This window comes from Flavobacterium resistens (genome assembly GCF_900182645.1).
In the GTDB taxonomy this organism is placed as follows: Bacteria; Bacteroidota; Bacteroidia; order Flavobacteriales; family Flavobacteriaceae; genus Flavobacterium; species Flavobacterium resistens.
In genome coordinates this window covers 600,499-620,470 of the sequence record NZ_FXTA01000001.1, presented here as the reverse complement: position 1 = coordinate 620,470, position 19,972 = coordinate 600,499, and the positions used below count along the sequence as shown (strand labels likewise).

Here is a 19,972-nt window from a genome sequence, read left to right as displayed (position 1 = left end):
ATCTTGCATTTTTTATTGGTTTAAAACACAAAATTACGAGAATCTTAACAGGGTTTTAAAACAGGAATGATTATTTTTCATTCCTGTTTTTTTTTATGAAAAAAACTATTTCCAAATCGATTCTATAATTTATGAAAAATACCAAACTTCAAGCCTTTATTCCGTTGTTTTATCTTGTTTGGTCAGATGATTTACTGACTCAAAAAGAATTTTCAACTTTAAAAGAATTCATCAATTCACTTTCTGCTTTATCTTCAGAGGAAAAAGAACTTCTTCTTTCAAAAGTTGATGTTTCAAATCCGCCTTCGCGAAATGAACTCACACAATGGAAATTAGATATTGAAAAAAGTATTCAGGATAAATCTTCTATAAAATCGGTTTTTGATATTGCAAAAGCGCTTTCTGGCAATGATTTGGATTTAACGCCAATAGAATCAGATTTTACAAAATTGGAGAATGATCTTGGGATTTTAGGCGAAGAAGCATTACAAAACTTCAAAACAAAAGCAAATTCGTTTACAGCAAATTCGCAGACATCTGAAAATTTTGATATTAATAAAATAACAGAATTATTAGACGGAAAAGAAGCTCCAATTATAAAAAGAGTAAAATCAATTATTTCCCGACCTGAATTTGCTTATGAAACTTCGACAGATATAAATGTTTTTCGTCAAACCGTTTACAATTGGTGTAAAATTTTAGCCGAAGAAAACTTAGGAAACATGGCCTATCCAAAGGAATATGGCGGAGGAGGGAATGTAGAAGATTATTTTGCGATTATGGAAACGCTGAGTTATCACGATTTGAGTTTGGTGATAAAATTTGGTGTTCAATTCGGACTTTGGGGAATGAGCGTTCAGTCTCTTGGAACCGAAAAACATTATGCTAAATATTTAAAAGATATTGGTTCTCTGAAACTTCCCGGATGTTTCGCCATGACCGAAACTCATCACGGATCAAATGTAAAAGGATTAGAAACCACTGCAACTTATAATCACAGTAATCAGACTTTTACAATTCATACGCCGAATAAAAATGCCCAAAAAGAATATATCGGAAACGCTGCTGTTCACGGCCAAATGGCAACTGTTTTTGCTAAATTAATTATTGACGATCACGATTATGGCGTAAATGCTTTTGTGGTGCCTTTGCGTGATTCAAATGGAAATGTTTTAAACGGAGTTACAATTGGAGATTGCGGCCATAAAATGGGTTTAAACGGCGTTGATAACGGAACAATCAGTTTTGATAACGTTGTAATTCCGAAGGATAATATGTTGGATCGTTTTGCTTCTGTAAATGAAAAAGGCGAATTCGAAAGCCCTATTCCGAGTGATAATCGAAGATTTTTCACCATGTTGGGAACTTTGGTAGGAGGAAGAATCGGAATTCCGAGATCCGCATTGGCTGCAGCCAAATCAGGATTGACCATTGCCATTCGTTACAGCGATCAAAGAAGACAATTTGGACCAGAAGGCGGATCAGAAGTTCCGATTTTAAATTACAGAATGCATCAGCGAAGATTATTGCCGAATTTGGCCAAAACATATGCAGTTCATTTTGCACTTCAATACCTTACCAACAGATTTTTGAATCGAACAGAAGCCGAAATGCAGGAAATTGAAGCTTTGGCCGCCGGATTAAAATCATATTCAACCTGGAGCACAAGAGATATTTTGCAAGAATGCCGTGAAGCTTGTGGTGGAAAAGGATATTTATCTGAAAATAGAATCAATGCCCTTAAAAACGATACCGAAATTTACACGACTTTTGAAGGAGATAATACCGTTTTAATGCAATTGGTAGCTAAAAACCGTTTGTCTGAATTCAGAAAATCTTTTGGAGAAATGGGATCGCTTGGCATCATCAATTATGTTTATGAAAATGCTAAAACGGCATTGTCAGAGAAAAATCCAATCGCAACCAGAAGGACGGAAGATGAACATTTGTTAGATGCCGAATTTCATCATCAAGCTTTTGTACACAGGGAAAAAACAATATTAGCATCGGCAGCAAAACGTATCAAAAAATTAGTTGACGGAGGATTAGAAGCTTATGATGCCTTTAATGTCGTACAACATCAAATGATAGATGTGGCGCAGGCATATTTAGAACGTATTGTTTTAGAGCAGTTTCAAGAAGCTTTGAAGACAATTTCAGATGAAAATTCAAAACAAATATTGACCAAATTGTACCAGTTATTTGCGCTTTCGCAGATCGAAAAAAACAAAGCTTGGTATCTTGAAGACGGTTATATGGAAGCAGTTAAAACAAAAGCGATCCGTAAAATAGTAAATCAGTTATGCTGGGATATTCGCCCAGATGCTGTGGCTTTGGTAAATGCTTTTGATATTCCAGAAAGTTGTCTTTCAGCTCCAATTGCAGTTAAATAATAAAGTTTCTGCCACGAATAAGCAAAGCAAATTCGTGGCAACTAAAAAAAACTTAGAACCTTAGCATCTTAGAACCTTAGTATCTCATTATATTTGCTTTTCTAAAAACTATCGACCACCACCACATTGAAAAACCTTTTATTGTTTTGTGCTTTATTGCTTAGCTTTCCAATATTTGCTTTGGATAGCGAAGATATTATTTTGGATAAATTAAATGATGCTTTAAAAAATAAACAGCATTATGTGGAGCTTAAAGAAGAACGAATTTTAAACTTCAAAAGAATAAAATCGGAAAGCTTAACTCCAGAACAGGAATACAGTTACAATAAGACGTTGTATTTAGAATATCAGAAATTCAATTCGGATTCGGCTATTCGTTATGTAAAAAAGAATATCAAAATTGGCGAAGAGCTTCAGGATAAAAATCTCCTCAATTTAGCACAATTAGAATTGGTTACGCTTTATTCTTCTTCAGGAAAATATCGCGAATCTGAAGCTATTTTAAAAAGTATCAATAAAAACAAACTGGCTTTAAGCTTATTGCCAAATTATTACATCGCCTATCGCGAATTTTTCGAACACTATGCTGCAAATAGTTATAATGACGAATACCGCCAGCAAATTGGAAAATATCGTGATTCGCTTTTATTGGTTTTAAAGCCTAATACTTTAGATTACAAAATCACGAAACTTACGCAGGATCTTTTTCATAAGAAATATATCAACACGCAAAAAAAGCTGGAGAACTTACTAAAAACTACGACTGAAGACAATCCGCAATATGCTATTATTACCTATCTCTTAGGAAAAATTAATGAAGCAACTCACAATCTGGAACTTCGAAAAAAATATTACGCACTTTCTGCAACGGCAGATCTAAAAAACGCGAATAAAGACAATGCTTCTTTGCAGGAATTGGCGTCGGTTTTTTATGAAATTGGCGATGTCGATATGGCATATAAGCTTACGCAATCCGCAATTGAAGATGCGCTTTATTGTAATGTTCAATTTAGGACCCTCTTGATGTCCGAAGTGTATTCGATAATCAATACCGTTTATTTGGAAAAAGAAGCAAAACGAAAAACAGAATTACAATTTTATTTGATGTGTATCAGTTTATTGTCTGTGTTCTTGATCGTTGCGATAATTTACGTTTACAAGCAAATGAAAAAGGTTTCGAGAATTCGTGGAGAGCTTTATGAAACCAGCCAAAAATTAGCCGAATTAAACAAAGATATTACTCAAACAAACGAGCAACTCAAGGAAACAAATTCGCAATTGTCTGAATCTAATCATGTTAAAGAAGAATATATAGCACACTTTTTTAGTCTTTGTTCGACTTATATCAATAAGCTGGAAAACTATCGCATTATTTTGAATAAAAAAGCGACGGCAAAACAGTTTGATGAAATTTATAAAATATTAAAATCCACGACTTTAGTCGATAACGAACTTGAAGAACTTTATAAAAACTTCGATATTATCTTTTTGAATCTTTATCCAACATTCGTAAAAGATTTTAATACGCTTTTAATTCCTGAAGAACAAATTGTATTAAAACAAGGCGAATTGCTAAATACCGAATTAAGAATTTTTGCTTTGATCCGACTTGGAATTACAGATAGCGTCAAGATAGCAGCATTTCTTCGCTACTCTTTAAGCACAATTTACAACTACCGAACCAGAGCTCGAAATAAAGCTGCAGTTTCTCGAAATGATTTCGAAGAAATGGTGGCGAAAATTGGTTCAATGGCCTTGAAATCATAAGGAAATATTTTAAAAGCACTACTTTTTTTATGATACTTTTTTTGTTATTTAATTGATAATCAAATATTTGAATTTTTAATTCACTACTTTTTTGCGTTTAAAAATGTAACATGTACGATAACGTTTTAGTTTTACAATATTATTAAAAGGTACAAATGACTACTAGAGTATCTTTAATTAAAATTGAATGCTTAAATAAATAATAGTTATGTTTAAAAACGTTAAAACAATCGTTGTTTTAGTTTTATTGAGTTCATTCGGATTGAATGCACAAAATAAAGTTCCGGTTTATCTTGATGATAAAAAGCCAATTGATGAGCGTGTAGAAGATGCGCTTAAAAGAATGACAACTGACGAAAAAATCGCCATGATTCATGCGCAGTCAAAATTTAGTTCGCCAGGTGTAAAACGTCTTGGAATTCCAGAAAACTGGATGACTGATGGACCGCACGGAATTCGTACCGAAGTAAAATGGGACGAATGGGATCAGGCAGGTTGGACAAACGATTCTTGTATTGCTTTTCCGGCACTTACGGCGCTTTCTGCAACTTGGAACAAAGAATTGGCTTCTTTATATGGTAAATCTATTGGAGAAGAAGCACGTTACCGTAATAAAAATGTACTATTAGGACCTGGAGTTAACATCTACAGAAGCCCATTAAACGGAAGAAACTTCGAATATATGGGAGAAGATCCGTTTTTAACTTCAAAAATGGTTGTTCCTTATATTAAAGGAGTTCAGTCGAATGGAGTTGCTGCTTGTGTGAAACACTTTGCATTAAACAATCAGGAAACAAATCGTAATACTGTAAATGTTGTAGTTGATGACCGTGCTTTATACGAAATTTATCTTCCAGCTTTTAAAGCGGCTGTACAAGATGGAGACGCGTGGGCGATTATGGGATCTTACAACAAATACAAAGGACAGCAATGTTGCCACAATGAGTTTTTGTTAAACGATATTCTTCGTAAAGAATGGGGTTTCAAAGGCGTTGTAGTTTCTGACTGGGGCGGTGTTCATGATACTAAACAGGCTATTTATAACGGTTTAGATATGGAATTCGGTTCTTGGACAAACGGACTTTCTTGGGGAACAAGCAATGCTTATGATAATTATTATTTAGCAAAACCTTATTCAGAAATGATTAAAAAAGGTGAAGTTGGAACTAAAGAATTGGACGAAAAAGTACGTCGTATTCTTCGTTTGGCTTTCTTGACGACAATGGATAAAAATCGCCCATTTGGATCTTTCGGAACACAAGAACATGCTGATGCAGGACGTAAAATCGCTGAAGAAGGAATTGTATTATTGCAAAACAACAACAATATTTTGCCAATCAATCTTTCTAAAACTAAGAAAATTGCTGTAATTGGTGAAAATGCAATCAAAATGATGACTGTTGGAGGAGGAAGTTCTTCTTTGAAAGCAAGATACGAAATTACACCTCTTGAAGGATTAAAGAAAAAAATTGGCAATCAGGCTGAAATCGTTTACGCTCGTGGTTACGTTGGAGACCCAACAAGTAACTATAATGGAGTTGTGGCTAAAGTAAGTTTAGAAGAAAAACGTTCACCAGCTGAATTGACTGCTGAGGCTTTAAAAGTAGCGAAAGATGCTGATATTGTTCTTTTCATTGGAGGTTTGAACAAAAGCCCAAATCAGGATGATGAAGGACACGATCGTAAAGGATTGGAGCTTTCTTATGGTCAGAATGAATTAATCAGCCAATTAGCGAAAGTAAATAAAAACATCGTTTTCATTAATATTTCAGGAAATGCTGTGTCAATGCCTTGGATTAAAGAAGTTCCTGGAGTTGTTCAAGGATGGTTTTTAGGAACTGAAGCAGGAAATGCTTTGGCAAATGTTTTGGTTGGAGATGTGAATCCGTCAGGAAAATTGACTTTCACTTTCCCAGTAAAATTAACTGATAACGGAGCGCACGCTTTAGGTCAGTTTCCAGGTGGAGACGAAGTTGTTTATAATGAAGGAATTTTTGTTGGATACCGTTGGGCAGACAAACAAAAAATCAAACCATTATTCCCTTTTGGACATGGATTAAGCTACACAACTTTTGCTTATGGAAAAGTTACTGCTGACAAAAAACAAATTTCAGCTGGAGATAAAATCACATTCTCAGTTACTGTAAAAAATACAGGAAGCCGTGAAGGATCTGAAACTGTACAGCTTTATATCAGCGATTTAAAATCTTCTTTACCTCGCCCGGTAAAAGAATTAAAAGGTTTTGAGAAAGTTTCGCTTAAAGCTGGAGAAGAAAAAACTGTAACTTTTACAGTTGATAAAACAGCTTTAAGTTTCTTTGATGATAAAAAACACGACTGGGTTGCTGAGCCAGGAGCTTTTGAAGCTTTAATTGGTGCATCTTCAGCCGATATAAAATCTAAAGTGGGCTTCTCACTTCAATAATTTCATTATTTCTAAATTGGTTGGTTTGTAAAGCTGCAAGTGTAAAAATTTGCAGCTTTGCTTTATAAAAAAGTTAGAAGTAAAATGTTCTTTGTCAGAAGTTTATTTTTAATAAAAATGTTATGAAAAAAATACTGCTCTTTACTTTTGCCTTCGTTTTGTTTCAAAATTTATCGGCTCAGAGTTTAAATAAAATGCAATGGTTTAATGAACCAGAAAAATGGGAAATTAAAAACAATGCACTAATCATGAATGTAACGCCAAATAGCGATTATTGGCGAATTTCACACTATGGATTCACAGTTGATGACGCGCCATTTTACTACGCAACTTACGGCGGTGAATTTGAAGCAAAAGTAAAAATTACAGGAAATTATATCGCTCGTTTTGACCAAATGGGATTAATGATTCGTGTAGATGAGAAAAATTATATTAAGACTGGAGTTGAATTTGTTGATGGAAAATTTAATATCAGTACAGTTGTAACGCACGACAAAAGTGATTGGAGTGTAACAACGCTTGAAAAAGCGCCACCGTTTGTATGGATTAAAGTGGTAAGAAAACTAGATGCTGTAGAAGTATTTTTCTCTTATGATGATAAAAATTATATCATGACCAGAAATGCGCCGTTACAAGATAACACACCAGTTATGGTTGGATTAATGGCAGCTTCTCCAGATGGAAATGGTTTTGAAGCTAAATTTGAAAATTTCACCGTAAAACATCTTCCAGATCAAAGAAGATTAGAATGGCTAAAAAACCACCAATAATAATTGTGAATTACAGATTATCAATTAAATTCACCATTAACAATTTATAATTAACCATGTAATATGACCGATATTAAACCAAAAAAACATTACGAAATTCTGGACGGTCTGCGCGGAGTTGCTGCAATATTAGTTGTAGCTTTTCATATTTTTGAAACTTTCGCAGGCGGTAACCGATTTAAACAAATTATCAATCACGGTTATTTAGCCGTTGATTTCTTTTTTCTTTTATCCGGATTTGTTGTCGCTTACGCGTATGATGACCGTTGGGGGAAAATGACACAATGGGAATTTTACAAACGCCGATTAATCCGTTTGCAGCCCATGGTAATTATGGGAATGATCATTGGCGCAATCTTTTATTATTTTCAGGCTTCAGATATATTATTTCCAATGATTGCAAATATGGAAGTGTGGAAAGTGATTGTAACAATGGTAATCGGATTTACGTTATTGCCAATTCCGCCTTCATTAGAAATCAGAGGCTGGGGCGAAATGCATCCTTTAGATGGTCCGGCATGGTCACTTTTTTTCGAATATATTGCAAACATCTTGTACGCCCTAATTTTTCGCAAATTTTCGAAAAAAGTATTATCAGTTTTTGTAGTGATATTTGCCGGACTGCTAATTAATTATCTTGTTTTTGGACCAAAAGGCGATGTAATAGGAGGCTGGTCATTAAACTTGGACCAAATGAGCATTGGTTTTACTCGTTTGCTGTATCCATTTTTTGCTGGAGTTTTACTTTGCCGTTTAGGAAAATTAATTCATTTAAAAGGCGCTTTCTGGATTTGCAGTATTTTGATCACCATCGTTTTGGCTTTGCCAAGATTTGGAGACGAAAACTCTTTGTGGATGAATGGTTTATATGAATCTTTCTGTATTATTTTAGTTTTCCCACTGATTGTTGCTATCGGTGCCGGCGGACAGATTAAAAGTGCTTTTTCACTTAAAATATGCAAACTTTTAGGTGATATTTCATATCCAATTTACATCACGCATTATCCGCTTATTTATTGGTACACAGCTTGGGTTGTAAACAATAAAGTTTCGCTTGAAGATGGATTCCTTCCTGGAATTGCACTTCTGGTAGCAAGTATTGTTTTAGCTTTTGTATGTTTAAAATTATATGATGAACCAGTTAGGAATTGGCTTGTAAATAAGTTTCAAAAGAAAAAAGTTTTGAGTTAAGTGACAAAGAAACAAAGTGACAAAATTTTAGAGAAAAACCTTTGTCACTTTGTAACTCTGCAACTTTGATACTTGCATAAAAATATTGAATTTCTAATTTTGTTAGTTATAGATATTCAAAAAAGGGATAAACAATTAAGTTTATCCCTTTTATATTTAAAGTTATTCCAAGAATCGTCATAAAAATTAAGAATAGAAAGCTTAGAATCTTAGAAACTTAGAGCCTTAAAAAATTATTCTAAAACCAAAGCTCCCAAAGCTTCTTTACTGAAACCTTTTAATTCCTCAGTTTTTCCAGCTTTAATTTTAGCAACCCAATTTGGATCTGATAAAAGTGGTCTTCCTACTGCAACCAAATCAAAATCGCCTCTGTCGAAACGTCTGTTTAATTCTTCTAAAGAAGTTGGTTCAGAACTTTCTCCGGCAAAAGCTCCGAAGAAATCGCTTGATAGACCAACAGAACCAACCGTAATTGTTGGAGCTCCTGTGACTTTTTTAGCCCATCCGGCAAAGTTCAAATCAGAACCTTCAAATTCAGGTTCCCAGAATCTGCGTTGTGAAGCGTGAACAATATCAACTCCGGCATCAACAAGAGGAGTAAGCCAAGCTTCTAATTCCTGTGGATTTTTAGCTAGTTTATAGTTGTAATCAGAAGGTTTAAATTGAGAAAAACGCATAATAACAGCGAAATCATTTCCAACTTGTTTTCTAACTTCTTTTACGACTTCAATTGCAAAACGATTACGTTCTGGCAAAGTTTTTCCACCATAAATATCTTCACGTAAATTTGTTTCGGCTCTAAAGAATTGGTCAATTAAATAACCGTGCGCGCCGTGAATTTCGATCGTATCAAAACCAAGTCTTTTTGCATCAGCAGCAGCTTTTCCAAAAGCCAAGATTGTATTTTCAATATCTTTTTCTGTCATCGCAACTCCATTTCTGAAATCAGGACGGTTTAAACCAGACGGACCTTCAAAAGGTACAGGAGGAACCCAACCAGAATGATGGTTGTCCATAATTCCCATATGCCAGATTTGTGGCCCCATTTTTCCGCCAGCAGCATGAACTTCGTCAATAACTTTTTTCCAGCCATTTAAAGAAGATTCTCCATAAAAATGCGGAACGTTTGCATCATTTGATGATGAAGGTCTGTCAATTACAGTTCCTTCAGATAATATTAATCCAACTTCGCCTTCAGCTCTTTTTTGGTAGTAAGCTGCTACATCATCAGTTGGAACTCCGTTTGGAGAAAAAGAGCGCGTCATTGGCGCCATTACGATTCGGTTTTTCAGGTTTAACGATTTTAAGTTAAATTCTGAAAACAGGTTGTTTGTACTCATAGTAATTTTACAAATTAGATTGAATTAATTTACTAAGTGCTTCAAAGGCACCTTCGTTGCGTTTATAATAAGTCCATTGCCCAACACGCTTGGCTTCGATAAAACCGGCGCGCTGTAAAATAGACAAGTATTCAGATACTGTAGATTGTGTCAAACCAGCTTTGGCTTGAATTTGTCCCACGCAAACGCCGTGTTCAAATCCGCCATGTTCCAGCTGACCTGGAAAGTTTATTTCAGGTTCTTTCAGCCATTCCAGCATTTGCAGTCTGGACTTGTTTGATAGTGCTTTAAAAAGTTCTATATTTTCCATGATGCAAATATATCGACTTTTCCCGATATATCAATTAAGATAAAATTATTTAGGATAATTTTATGATTGGAGGAGTAAAACTGGCTGTTTTATGAAAGAAAATTTATATTTGCTTATAGATTAATCTCGCAAAGACTCAAAAGCGCAAATTTTTTAAAAATGAATTGACTCCTGCTTTAGCTGGAGGTTTAAAAGATAGGATAATAAGGCTTTAGCCAAAATAAATATCTGATCCACAATTAGAATTGAGTGACTCCATGCCTTTGCAAGAATAAAATAGCCCCAATTATCTAAATAAACTTAATCAATTATGAAAAAAACTTTACTAGTTCTAGGATTTTTATGTTGTGTAATTACCAGTTCAAAAGCACAAGTTGTAGGTGTCGATGTTGGAAATATCGCTCCAGAAATTGAACTTCCAGATACAAAAGGAAATGTCGTTTCGCTTTCGTCATTTAGAGGCGCTTTAGTGTTAGTTGACTTTTGGGCTTCCTGGTGCGGACCTTGCATCAAAGAACAACCAACTTTATTAAAACTGCATAATGCTTATCCGGAGAAATTATTTATTTATGGTGTTTCTATGGATACAAAAAAGCCATTATGGACAGGCGCAATTGCAAAAGGTAAATTGCCTTGGACAAACGTAAGCGACTTGAAATATTGGAGCTCGCCAGTTGTAAGCGCGTATATGTTACAATCTGTACCATTGAATTTTTTAATTGATAAAAACGGAATTATTTTAGCTAAAAACATTCACGGAAAAGCTTTAGAGGATATGGTCAACGGCTTGTTGACTAAATAATTTTTTGTTTCAAGTTTCAGGTTTCAGGTTCAAACCCGACAGGTTTTCGAAACCTGTTCGGTTTAATTTGCAACGAACCTGAAACCTGAAATAAGCCTTTAGGAAAACAAGTCTAAACAAACTCCTTAAAAAAAACTAAATGGAAGATAATTTAAAAATTTACGAAAAGACAATTAAGAAAAAACATAGTTTCGGTTCGCCAAAATTTACAGAAGAATTTCGTACCGCTTTAAGTAAAACAGTTTTCATTCCCATTGCTGAAAAAACAATTTTAAAATTAGACTGGGATATTGTTTTTAAAAATGAAAACTCAATCGAGGCCAAAAGAAAAGTGAGTTCGTTTGGGATTGATCAATATACTGAAGCAATTACGATAACGTATAATCACGGAAATGTTGAAGTTAAAAGCGAGTCTTTAGGGAGTGAAATTTGGGATAATGGACGTAATTCTAAAAGGGCAAGATTATTCATTTATGCTTTTAAAGAAACTGAAAATGAATTTGATAAAGAGGCTTTAAATGAACTTGAAAGAGAAACGGAAAAGAAAAATAACTGGGACGATTATATAATTCCAGAAGATTTGCCAAAACCAAACGAAATAAGAAAGAAAAATTTCCCAATTTTAATAGTGGGAGGTTTGCTTATCTCTTTACTTCTTGGTTTTGTAGTGGCTGAGCTTTCAATACATTTTATATATTTTATTGGAGTTTATGAGGTTTTAGTTGGAATTTCCATCTCACTTTTATTGAAACATCTAATCAAATGGTCCAATTTTACAGAAATACCTAAAATTGAGTATTTGCTCATCGGGATGATATTCTTGATATACCTTTCTAATCAATATTTTCAAATGGAAATCATTTTAAATGAAAATAATTATGAGCGAATCAGTTTTTTTGAATTTTTAAAAATCAGATTTGAAGAAGGTTTAACAATAAAAACGTTAAACACAGGATGGATCGGTTTGATTATAAGTTGGATTATTCAATTAGTTTTGACCTATTATGTTGCGCTGTTGCGAGTAGTTTCTGTTGTAACTACTTATCAGCTTGAGAAAATTCCTGTTGAGGTTTTAGATTTCACTACTTATTACTTTGTAAAAGGTAAATCTGAAACTGAAGTTAGAAATGAACTTTCGCAAAAAGGGTGGACAGCTAACGAAAATCAAGATGAAGTTTTTGAGGCACTTGGAGCAGTTTATGGAAAAATAGAATTGATTAGACTAAAATAACATTATGGTTTCAAGTTTCAAGTTTTTGAAATGCGATTAACTTGAAAACAAAGAAAAACTTGAAACTAAAAAAAAGCCCATTCGTTAGAATTGGGCTTTTTTTAGTTAGTTATTCATTTTCTGCGTTTGCCTTTTTTACGCCTCCAAAACTCGTTTTCATCATTTCCCTAATTTGAAACTGCGATTTGTTTCGTGTAACATTTTTCCATTCGTTAAAATCATAAATATGGATTTTATCGGCATAGGGATTTGTTACAAAGAAAAGCCTTGATATAGAGAATTTGTAATATTTTAATTCATGCGAAATGTGGCGATCAGGTACAACAATAAGAATCGTGTCCCAATCCAGAAAATTCTTGGGAACGTCTTCTCTTTCTGTTAATCCGAGAGAATCAAAAAAGGCAACTATCTTTTGATCATTAATCTTATCAATTTTTTCATCGATACGTTTAATGGTGCTCAGAAGCTTTTTTTCATCTTTAATAACACTCATAATAATCCTTGTTTTTTTTTTATTTTAATATAAAATTACATCAAAAGAAAATCATTTTTGAAAGTATAGCCAATAGAATGATTCTAAATTTTTGTTAGTCTTTTTCAATCAGTCGTACAATGTTTATACTTTATGTTTTTGATAAAATACTATTAATTTAAATCGTTTTTAAAACCTAATTTTATCATTTCACGCTTTTAATCTAACCAAACCATTTTTTCATGAAAATATCTTTTTTCAAAAATTTTCTTTTGTTTTTAAGCTTCTTGATTCCGATTTTGGCTTTCGCCCAAAGTAAATCAGACAGAGAATTGATTTTGATTGATAAAGATTGGCGTTTTTCTTTCGGACATTTATTTGACACCGAGAAAGATTTTGGCCATGCCACAGGATATTTTTCTTATTTGACAAAAACAGGCTTTGGAGATGGTTCAGCAGCAAAAGATTTTGATGATCGCGCCTGGAGAAAACTTGATTTGCCACATGATTGGGTAGTAGAGCAACCTTTCAGTGAAAATGGAAGCTTCAGTCACGGATTTAAAACGGCGGGAAAAGGTTTTCCAGAGAAAAGCATTGGTTGGTATAGAAAGAAAATTTCTATTCCTGAATCTGATAATGGAAAAATCATTTCTCTGAAATTCGACGGTGTTTTCAGAAATTCAAAAGTGTTTTTTAACGGCTATTATCTTGGAACAGAAGAAAGCGGTTACAACGGATTTGAATATGATGTTACCGCTTATGTGAATTATGGCGGAGAAAATACTATAGTTGTTCGTGCCGATGCATCAATGGAAGAAGGCTGGTTTTATGAAGGCGCGGGTATTTACAGACATGTTTATCTGCAGAAAACAAATCCGATTCATGTTATAACAAACGGAACATATGTCACTTCGGAAATTAAAAATAATGAAGCAGAAATTAGCGCTGAAGTTTCAGTTGAAAATAAAGGAAATTATAAAGGTTCGATTGAGATAATCCAGATGATTTTTGATGCGTCAGGAAAACAAATCGCAAGTGTTTCGGAAAATGTAAATACTCCTGAATTTTATAAAAGCAATGTTTATGCTTCAAAATTAAATGTGAAAAATCCGCTTTTGTGGGATATTGAGAATCCAAATTTATATCGTTTGGAAACTCAGATCAGAAAAGATGGAAAACTAATAGACATTTACGAAACTTCTTTCGGAATTAGAACCGTTAAGTTTGACCCAGAAAAAGGCTTTTTTCTAAATGGAAAATCTTTAAAATTAAAAGGAACAAACAATCATCAGGATCATGCCGGAATTGGAACGGCTTTACCAGATGAAATTCAGTATTATAGAATTCAGAAATTAAAAGAAATGGGAGCGAATGCCTATCGTTGCTCGCATCATCCGCCAACACCTGAACTTCTGGAAGCCTGTGATAAACTCGGAATGCTTGTAATTGACGAAACTCGTTTAATGGGAATTAATGATTATCATTTGAATGATTTAGAGCGAATGATGAAACGAGATCGAAATCATCCGAGCATAATTTGTTGGTCAGTTGGAAATGAAGAATGGAATATTGAAGGGAATATCGTTGGCGAAAGAATTACAAATGTCATGCAGGATTTTGCAAAAAGAATCGATCCAACAAGACCTGTAACTGTTGGAATCAGCAGTGGATTTAGAAGCGGAATTTCATCTGTTGTTGAAATAATGGGCTACAATTACCTTGGAAATGGGGATATTGAAGCACATCGAAATGAATTCAAACAACAACCCGGAATGGGAACAGAAGAAGGTTCAACTTTTACAACGCGTGGCGTTTATTTTACAGACGATGCCAAACATTATAAAAGTGCCTACGATCAAAAACCGAGACCCACTTTTTATAGTATTGAAGAAGGTTGGAAATTTTATACGGAAAGGCCCTATTTGGCAGGAATGTTTATCTGGACAGGATTTGATTATCGCGGTGAACCAACACCTTACGGATGGCCATCGGTAACATCATATTTCGGAATGATGGATGTGTGCGGTTTTCCAAAAGACAATGTTTTTTATTTGAAATCATGGTGGGGAAACAAACCGGTTTTGCACATTATGCCACACTGGAACTGGAGTGGAATGGAAGGCAAAGAAATCGATGTTTGGGTACAGTCGAATTGTGATGAAGTTGAACTTTTTCTAAACAAAAAAAGTTTCGGCAAAAAGAAAATGAAAATCAACAGCCATTTAGAATGGAAAGTCAAATATACTCCCGGAACTCTTGAAGCTGTTGGTTATATAAATGGAAAAAAAGTTTTGACAGAAATTCAAAAAACAACTGAAAAGGCTGAAGCGATTAGACTTTCTCTAGATAAAGAAAATCCTTCCAAAGGAAATGTTTCGGTTATTACGGTTGAAGTTATAGACAAAAATGGCCTGCATGTTCCAAGAGCAAATGATGAAATCATGTTTTCAATAAAAGGCGGAAAAATTCTAGGTGTAGGAAACGGCGATCCGACTTCACTGGAAAAAGATCAGTTTATTGATGATGTTTCATTAGCTGCAATAACCAATTTTAAAGAACAAAAAGGATCGACAGCTAATTTGCCTCAGGAATTGCAAAATTATCCTGAAAACGATTGGAAAACAGCTTTTAAGGACCGAGATTATAAAAATCAGGCGCCTTCTTATATTTATAAAGGAGAATTTAATTTGAATACTATTTCGAAATCAAATATTGTAAGTTTCTTTTACAAGAAAATTGGGGTTGAAACAGTTGTTTTTATTAACGGAAATAAAGTAAATCCAAGTCCGGAAGATTCGCAAAAGTATATTTTAGATCCTGCTATTTTAAAAGAAGGTAAAAACACAATTCATATCGTAGCGACACCATTGCAAAAAGTAAAAGACTGGGATGTTATGAACACAGATCCCGGAATTATTCAGGTTGTAACACCCGCTGAACCTTGGAAAAGAAAACTTTTTAATGGTTACGCTCAAATTATCATTCAAAAAGAGGATAATGCTAAAGAATTTATTTTATCCGCTTCCGCGAAAGGATTACGAAATGCAAATTTAGTTTTGAAAAAATAGTTTCAAGTTTCAAGTTTCAGGTTTCAAGTCTTTTTGCGTCGCGTTAAACCTGAAACCTGAAACCTGAAACCTGAAACCTGAAACCTGAAACCTGAAACAAAAAAATAACAAAATAATATTGTTTGATTTTCATAACTTTGCAAAATGAATAATCAGACAGAAAATATTAATAATTGCGATTTTACTTCAGATTTACAACTGAAAGGTTTTAAGGTTTATCAAATAAATGGAGATCAAAGTAAGATTCCTGTTTACAGCCGAAGAGATTTTTACAAAATTTGTATAAATACGAGTAAAAGTATCATACAATATGCTGACCGCGGAATAGAAACAGACGGTACGATTTTGTTTTTCGGTAATCCAATTATTCCATATTCATGGGAAACCATTTCAGGAGAATATGAGGGATATGCTTGTGTTTTTACAGAAGAATTCTTAAAATCAAAAGAACGTTCAGAAGCACTTCACGAATCGCCGTTGTTTAAAATAGGAGGAACGCCAATCTTTTCTTTAACAGCTGATCAGAAGGGTTTTATAGATTCATTGTTTCAAAAAATGATTCAGGAATATGAAACGGATTATGCTTTTAAAGATGATTTAATGCGCAATTACATCAATTTGATTTTGCATGAATCTATGAAAATGCAACCTTCAGAAAACTTTTTCAAGCCGAAAAATGCTTCTTCCAGAATAACTTCTTTGTTTTTGGAATTATTAGAAAGACAATTCCCTATTGAAACAAAAGATCAACCCCTTTTATTAAAAACACCTCAGGATTATGCGCAAAGTCTTGCTGTGCACGTAAATCACTTAAATCGTTCGGTTAAAGAAGTTACAGGAAAACCAACCACTTCGCACATTACAGAAAGAGTTATTAACGAAGCAAAAGCACTTTTGCAACATACCGATTGGAGTATTTCTGACATTGGTTACTCATTAGGATTTGAATATCCTAGCTACTTCAATAATTATTTTAAAAGACTTACAGGAACGGTTCCAAAATCGTTGAGAATGTAAATTGTTTCATTTTCATAATTTTTTGTTTGAATATTGTTATTTCTGGACTTTAGTATTGCACTACATTTGTCCCAGATTAATAAACAAATCATTTATCGGTTTTTAAAGATTAAAAAATACTTCATAAAAGCGAGGTCCCAGCTTTACGGTTTAGTTTTAAATGCTTGATATAAAATAATATAAAATTTTAAAGAATAAATAAATCCGAAATCTCTTTTAAAGAGGTTAGACACTTTGATTTTGCTATCGAAAGATAGTTTGTACAATAACTTTTAAAATAATTATTAACCTAAAACAACTAAATTATGTCGACACAATACACCACAGTGACCGAAGAAGGAAAAGTTCCAAATACTTATATGACAGGTGAAGTGTCATATAAAAAGCAAACCAGTGAAATTCATCCTGAAAATACAGTAATTAAAGAAGTTTCATTTGAACCAAGCGCACGAAGCAATTGGCACAGTAATGTTAGTCTTCAAATGCTGATTGCTACAGGCGGAATTGGTTATTATCAGGAAAGAGGAAGCGAGATCAGAATGGTTCAAAAAGATGAAGTTGTGACTATTTTACCAGGTGTTGAACATTGGTATGGCGCAACTCCGTTCAATAAATTTTCATACATCGCTATTATCACAGAAGTTGATAAAGGTTTTGGAACCTGGCTTGAAAAAGTGACAGACGAAGAATATTTTTCTTTTCAAAGCGCTTAATTTTTTTTAAGATACTATCCCGATAGCTATCGGGACTAAGAGGCTAAGGTACTAAGCTTTTTTATGTAGATTTTGCAATGATTTTTTAATATTAATGAAAGAATATTTTTGTAACTTTCATGTTTTCAATTTTTTACAGAAATAAATCTGTTTAAATCTACATGCAATTTTTCGTTCCAAAACCTGTCCCGATAGCTATCGGGATGAAACCTGAAACTTCAAACTTCAAACTTCAAAAAACAACGAAATAAAATTATGGAAACAAAAGACATCAAAGCCTTTGGTACAGAAGCTGCCGAAGCACCGTTAAAAACATTAGATATTAAAAGAAGAGCTGTACAGGCGCATGACGTAGAAATTGAAATTTTATACTGCGGAATTTGCCATTCTGATTTGCATTCAGCGAGAAATGAGTGGCACGGAACAATGTATCCAATTGTACCGGGACACGAAATCGTAGGACGTGTAACGAAAGTTGGTGATCATGTTAAAAACTTCAAAGTTGGTCAGTTAGCCGGAGTTGGCTGTATGGTAGATTCTTGCAGAGAATGCGACCACTGTAAAAATGATTTGGAGCAATATTGCGACGAAGGAAGCATATTGACTTTCAATTCACCAGACAAACATTTAGGGGGACATACTTTTGGAGGATATTCTCAAAGCATTGTCGTTGATGAAAATTATGTATTGCATATTTCAGATAAACTAGATCTTGCAGGAGTTGCGCCATTACTTTGCGCTGGAATCACAACGTATTCGCCATTAAAACACTGGAAAGTTGGTCCTGGACAAAAAGTTGGAATTGTTGGTATTGGTGGTTTAGGACATATGGGAATCAAATTAGCAAAAGCTATGGGAGCTCATGTAGTGGTTTTCACAACATCTATATCTAAATTTGATGCTGCAAAAGAACTTGGAGCTGATGAAGTAGTTTTATCTACAGATCCGGCACAAATGGCAAAACATGCTAAAAGTTTGAACTTCATTTTGGACTGTGTTTCTGCAGAGCATAATATCGATTCGTACTTAAATTTACTAAAAGTTGACGGAACTCTAACGCTTGTTGGAGCACCAATGGAACCACTTCCTGTGACATCGTTCAGTCTTTTATTAGGAAGAAGAAGTTTTGCTGGTTCAGCTATCGGAGGAATTGCCGAGACTCAGGAAATGCTTGATTTTTGTGCGGAACACAACATTACTGCCGATATCGAATTAATTGGTGTAAACGAAGTAAACGACGCTTATGAAAGATTATTAAAAGGGGATATTAAATACCGTTTTGTAATTGATATGGCTTCTTTGAAATAAGATACTAAGTTGCTAAGGTTCTAAGATGCTAAGAAATTAGAATCTTTGAACTTTGGCAATTTTAAAATTAAAATTAAATAGGTGCTGAGATTTAAGACAAAGAAAAAAACCTTAAAACCTTAGCATCTCAGCACCTTAGAACCTTAAAGAGAAAATGCAAACACGTAAACTAGGAAATAGCGATCTTGAAGTCTCAGCATTGGGACTTGGCTGTATGGGAATGAGTTTTGGATACGGTCCTGCTCATGACAAAAATGAAATGATAAGTCTTTTGCGTTCAGCGTATGAAAAAGGAATTACTTTTTTTGATACTGCAGAATGTTACGGACCGCATTTAAACGAAGAACTTTTAGGAGAAGCTTTAGCGCCTTTTCGCGATAAAGTTGTAATTGCTACGAAATTTGGTTTTTTGGAAGGCGATTCTAAAAAAGGATTGGATAGTCGCCCTGAATGGATTCGAAAAAGCATTGAAGGATCCTTAAAAAGATTAAATACTGATGTGATTGATTTGTATTATCAACATCGTGTTGATCCGAATGTTCCTATCGAAGATGTTGCTGGTACTATAAAAGATTTAATCCAAGAAGGAAAAGTGAAACATTTCGGACTTTCAGAAGCGGGAGCAGAAAGTATTCGTCGTGCACATGCCGTTCAGCCAGTTACAGCACTTCAGAGCGAATATTCACTTTGGTGGAGAACTCCAGAGGAAGAAATTTTCCCAACTTTAGAAGAACTCGGAATCGGATTTGTGCCTTTCAGTCCGCTAGGAAGAGGTTTTCTTACTGCAAAAATCGATGAGAATACGCAATTCGACAGCACTGATTTTAGAAATTCATTACCTCGTTTTGCTCCCGAAGCCAGAAAAACAAATCAAGCTTTTGTTGAATTATTAGGAAAAATGGCTGCCGACAGAGGCGTAACAAATGCACAAATTGCATTAGCGTGGAATTTAGCTCAAAAACCTTGGATTGTACCAATTCCAGGAACAACTAAATTGCATCGTCTAGAAGAAAATCTTGGCGCATTAGATTTAAAACTTTCTGCCGCTGATCTTTCAGAAATCAACGAAGCAGCTTCAAAAATAACGATAGAAGGCTCAAGATATCCAGAACATCTACAGAAAATAGCTGGGAAATAAGGTACTAAGCTGTTAAGGTTCTAAGAA

General features: G+C 34.2%; 15 protein-coding genes. 12 read left to right on the top strand and 3 right to left on the bottom strand.

Going from position 1 to position 19,972, the window contains the following annotated elements:
- Positions 1-131: 131 nt before the first annotated feature.
- From FN795_RS02535 to FN795_RS02515, 5 genes are all read left to right on the top strand, one after another.
- Positions 132-2,393: an acyl-CoA dehydrogenase family protein gene (locus FN795_RS02535; protein ID WP_142449231.1), complete on the top strand. Its 2,262-nt coding sequence runs from the start codon at positions 132-134 to the stop codon at positions 2,391-2,393.
- A 126-nt stretch (positions 2,394-2,519) separates the two neighbouring features.
- Positions 2,520-4,160, top strand: a complete 1,641-nt coding sequence (locus tag FN795_RS02530; RefSeq protein ID WP_142449230.1) for a DUF6377 domain-containing protein — start codon at positions 2,520-2,522, stop codon at positions 4,158-4,160.
- Positions 4,161-4,368: 208 nt separating this feature from the next.
- Positions 4,369-6,585: a glycoside hydrolase family 3 C-terminal domain-containing protein gene (locus FN795_RS02525; RefSeq protein WP_142449229.1), complete on the top strand. Its 2,217-nt coding sequence runs from the start codon at positions 4,369-4,371 to the stop codon at positions 6,583-6,585.
- A 122-nt stretch (positions 6,586-6,707) separates the two neighbouring features.
- The gene (locus tag FN795_RS02520; protein ID WP_142449228.1) at positions 6,708-7,355 is read left to right on the top strand and encodes a DUF1349 domain-containing protein; all 648 of its coding nucleotides are present in this window, start codon (positions 6,708-6,710) and stop codon (positions 7,353-7,355) included.
- Positions 7,356-7,418: 63 nt separating this feature from the next.
- A complete protein-coding gene (locus tag FN795_RS02515) occupies positions 7,419-8,546 on the top strand; it encodes an acyltransferase family protein (RefSeq protein WP_142449227.1) in 1,128 nt (375 codons plus the stop codon).
- Between the two features lie 233 nt (positions 8,547-8,779).
- Here the strand turns inward: FN795_RS02515 and FN795_RS02510 are convergent, their stop codons facing one another.
- Both FN795_RS02510 and FN795_RS02505 read right to left on the bottom strand, forming a co-directional pair.
- Entirely contained in the window at positions 8,780-9,886 is a 1,107-nt protein-coding gene (locus FN795_RS02510; RefSeq protein WP_142449226.1) for an NADH:flavin oxidoreductase, read from the bottom strand.
- Positions 9,887-9,893: 7 nt separating this feature from the next.
- The gene (locus FN795_RS02505; protein ID WP_073414322.1) at positions 9,894-10,196 is read right to left on the bottom strand and encodes an ArsR/SmtB family transcription factor; all 303 of its coding nucleotides are present in this window, start codon (positions 10,194-10,196) and stop codon (positions 9,894-9,896) included.
- Between the two features lie 310 nt (positions 10,197-10,506).
- Here FN795_RS02505 and FN795_RS02500 point away from each other — a divergent pair, with 310 nt between their 5' ends.
- Together FN795_RS02500 and FN795_RS02495 are read left to right on the top strand one after the other, a co-directional pair.
- Positions 10,507-10,998 carry a TlpA family protein disulfide reductase gene (locus tag FN795_RS02500; RefSeq protein ID WP_142449225.1) on the top strand — a complete coding sequence of 164 codons (492 nt, stop codon included), beginning with the start codon at positions 10,507-10,509 and terminating at the stop codon, positions 10,996-10,998.
- 139 nt (positions 10,999-11,137) lie between these two features.
- Positions 11,138-12,229 carry a hypothetical protein gene (locus FN795_RS02495; RefSeq protein ID WP_142449224.1) on the top strand — a complete coding sequence of 364 codons (1,092 nt, stop codon included), beginning with the start codon at positions 11,138-11,140 and terminating at the stop codon, positions 12,227-12,229.
- A 109-nt stretch (positions 12,230-12,338) separates the two neighbouring features.
- On the opposite strand, the gene FN795_RS02490 is transcribed toward FN795_RS02495, so the two are convergent.
- Positions 12,339-12,722, bottom strand: a complete 384-nt coding sequence (locus FN795_RS02490) for a hypothetical protein (protein ID WP_142449223.1) — start codon at positions 12,720-12,722, stop codon at positions 12,339-12,341.
- 221 nt (positions 12,723-12,943) lie between these two features.
- Between FN795_RS02490 and galA the strand changes: the two genes are divergently transcribed.
- The 5 genes from galA to FN795_RS02465 all read left to right on the top strand — a co-directional run bounded on the left by galA (position 12,944) and on the right by FN795_RS02465 (position 19,945).
- Complete coding sequence (galA, locus tag FN795_RS02485; protein ID WP_142449222.1) at positions 12,944-15,769, top strand: beta-galactosidase GalA; 2,826 nt, start codon at positions 12,944-12,946, stop codon at positions 15,767-15,769.
- Positions 15,770-15,913: 144 nt separating this feature from the next.
- Positions 15,914-16,786 (top strand): helix-turn-helix domain-containing protein, encoded by an 873-nt coding sequence (locus FN795_RS02480; RefSeq protein ID WP_142449221.1) that lies wholly within the window; start codon positions 15,914-15,916, stop codon positions 16,784-16,786.
- Between the two features lie 305 nt (positions 16,787-17,091).
- Positions 17,092-17,499 carry a cupin domain-containing protein gene (locus FN795_RS02475; protein ID WP_142449220.1) on the top strand — a complete coding sequence of 136 codons (408 nt, stop codon included), beginning with the start codon at positions 17,092-17,094 and terminating at the stop codon, positions 17,497-17,499.
- Positions 17,500-17,754: 255 nt separating this feature from the next.
- Positions 17,755-18,807 carry an NAD(P)-dependent alcohol dehydrogenase gene (locus FN795_RS02470; RefSeq protein WP_142449219.1) on the top strand — a complete coding sequence of 351 codons (1,053 nt, stop codon included), beginning with the start codon at positions 17,755-17,757 and terminating at the stop codon, positions 18,805-18,807.
- A 154-nt stretch (positions 18,808-18,961) separates the two neighbouring features.
- Positions 18,962-19,945 carry an aldo/keto reductase gene (locus FN795_RS02465; RefSeq protein WP_142449218.1) on the top strand — a complete coding sequence of 328 codons (984 nt, stop codon included), beginning with the start codon at positions 18,962-18,964 and terminating at the stop codon, positions 19,943-19,945.
- The last annotated feature ends 27 nt before the right edge of the window (positions 19,946-19,972 follow it).

Excerpts from the sequence above, each read along its gene's own strand:
- FN795_RS02480 (WP_142449221.1), top strand. The coding sequence starts at position 15,914 with ATGAATAATCAGACAGAAAATATTAATAATTGCGATTTTACTTCAGAT.
- FN795_RS02520 (WP_142449228.1), top strand. The coding sequence starts at position 6,708 with ATGAAAAAAATACTGCTCTTTACTTTTGCCTTCGTTTTGTTTCAAAAT.
- FN795_RS02525 (WP_142449229.1), top strand. The coding sequence starts at position 4,369 with ATGTTTAAAAACGTTAAAACAATCGTTGTTTTAGTTTTATTGAGTTCA.
- FN795_RS02500 (WP_142449225.1), top strand. The coding sequence starts at position 10,507 with ATGAAAAAAACTTTACTAGTTCTAGGATTTTTATGTTGTGTAATTACC.
- galA (WP_142449222.1), top strand. The coding sequence starts at position 12,944 with ATGAAAATATCTTTTTTCAAAAATTTTCTTTTGTTTTTAAGCTTCTTG.
- FN795_RS02510 (WP_142449226.1), bottom strand. The coding sequence starts at position 9,886 with ATGAGTACAAACAACCTGTTTTCAGAATTTAACTTAAAATCGTTAAAC.
- FN795_RS02515 (WP_142449227.1), top strand. The coding sequence starts at position 7,419 with ATGACCGATATTAAACCAAAAAAACATTACGAAATTCTGGACGGTCTG.
- FN795_RS02495 (WP_142449224.1), top strand. The coding sequence starts at position 11,138 with ATGGAAGATAATTTAAAAATTTACGAAAAGACAATTAAGAAAAAACAT.
- FN795_RS02505 (WP_073414322.1), bottom strand. The coding sequence starts at position 10,196 with ATGGAAAATATAGAACTTTTTAAAGCACTATCAAACAAGTCCAGACTG.
- FN795_RS02465 (WP_142449218.1), top strand. The coding sequence starts at position 18,962 with ATGCAAACACGTAAACTAGGAAATAGCGATCTTGAAGTCTCAGCATTG.
- FN795_RS02475 (WP_142449220.1), top strand. The coding sequence starts at position 17,092 with ATGTCGACACAATACACCACAGTGACCGAAGAAGGAAAAGTTCCAAAT.
- FN795_RS02470 (WP_142449219.1), top strand. The coding sequence starts at position 17,755 with ATGGAAACAAAAGACATCAAAGCCTTTGGTACAGAAGCTGCCGAAGCA.
- FN795_RS02490 (WP_142449223.1), bottom strand. The coding sequence starts at position 12,722 with ATGAGTGTTATTAAAGATGAAAAAAAGCTTCTGAGCACCATTAAACGT.
- FN795_RS02535 (WP_142449231.1), top strand. The coding sequence starts at position 132 with ATGAAAAATACCAAACTTCAAGCCTTTATTCCGTTGTTTTATCTTGTT.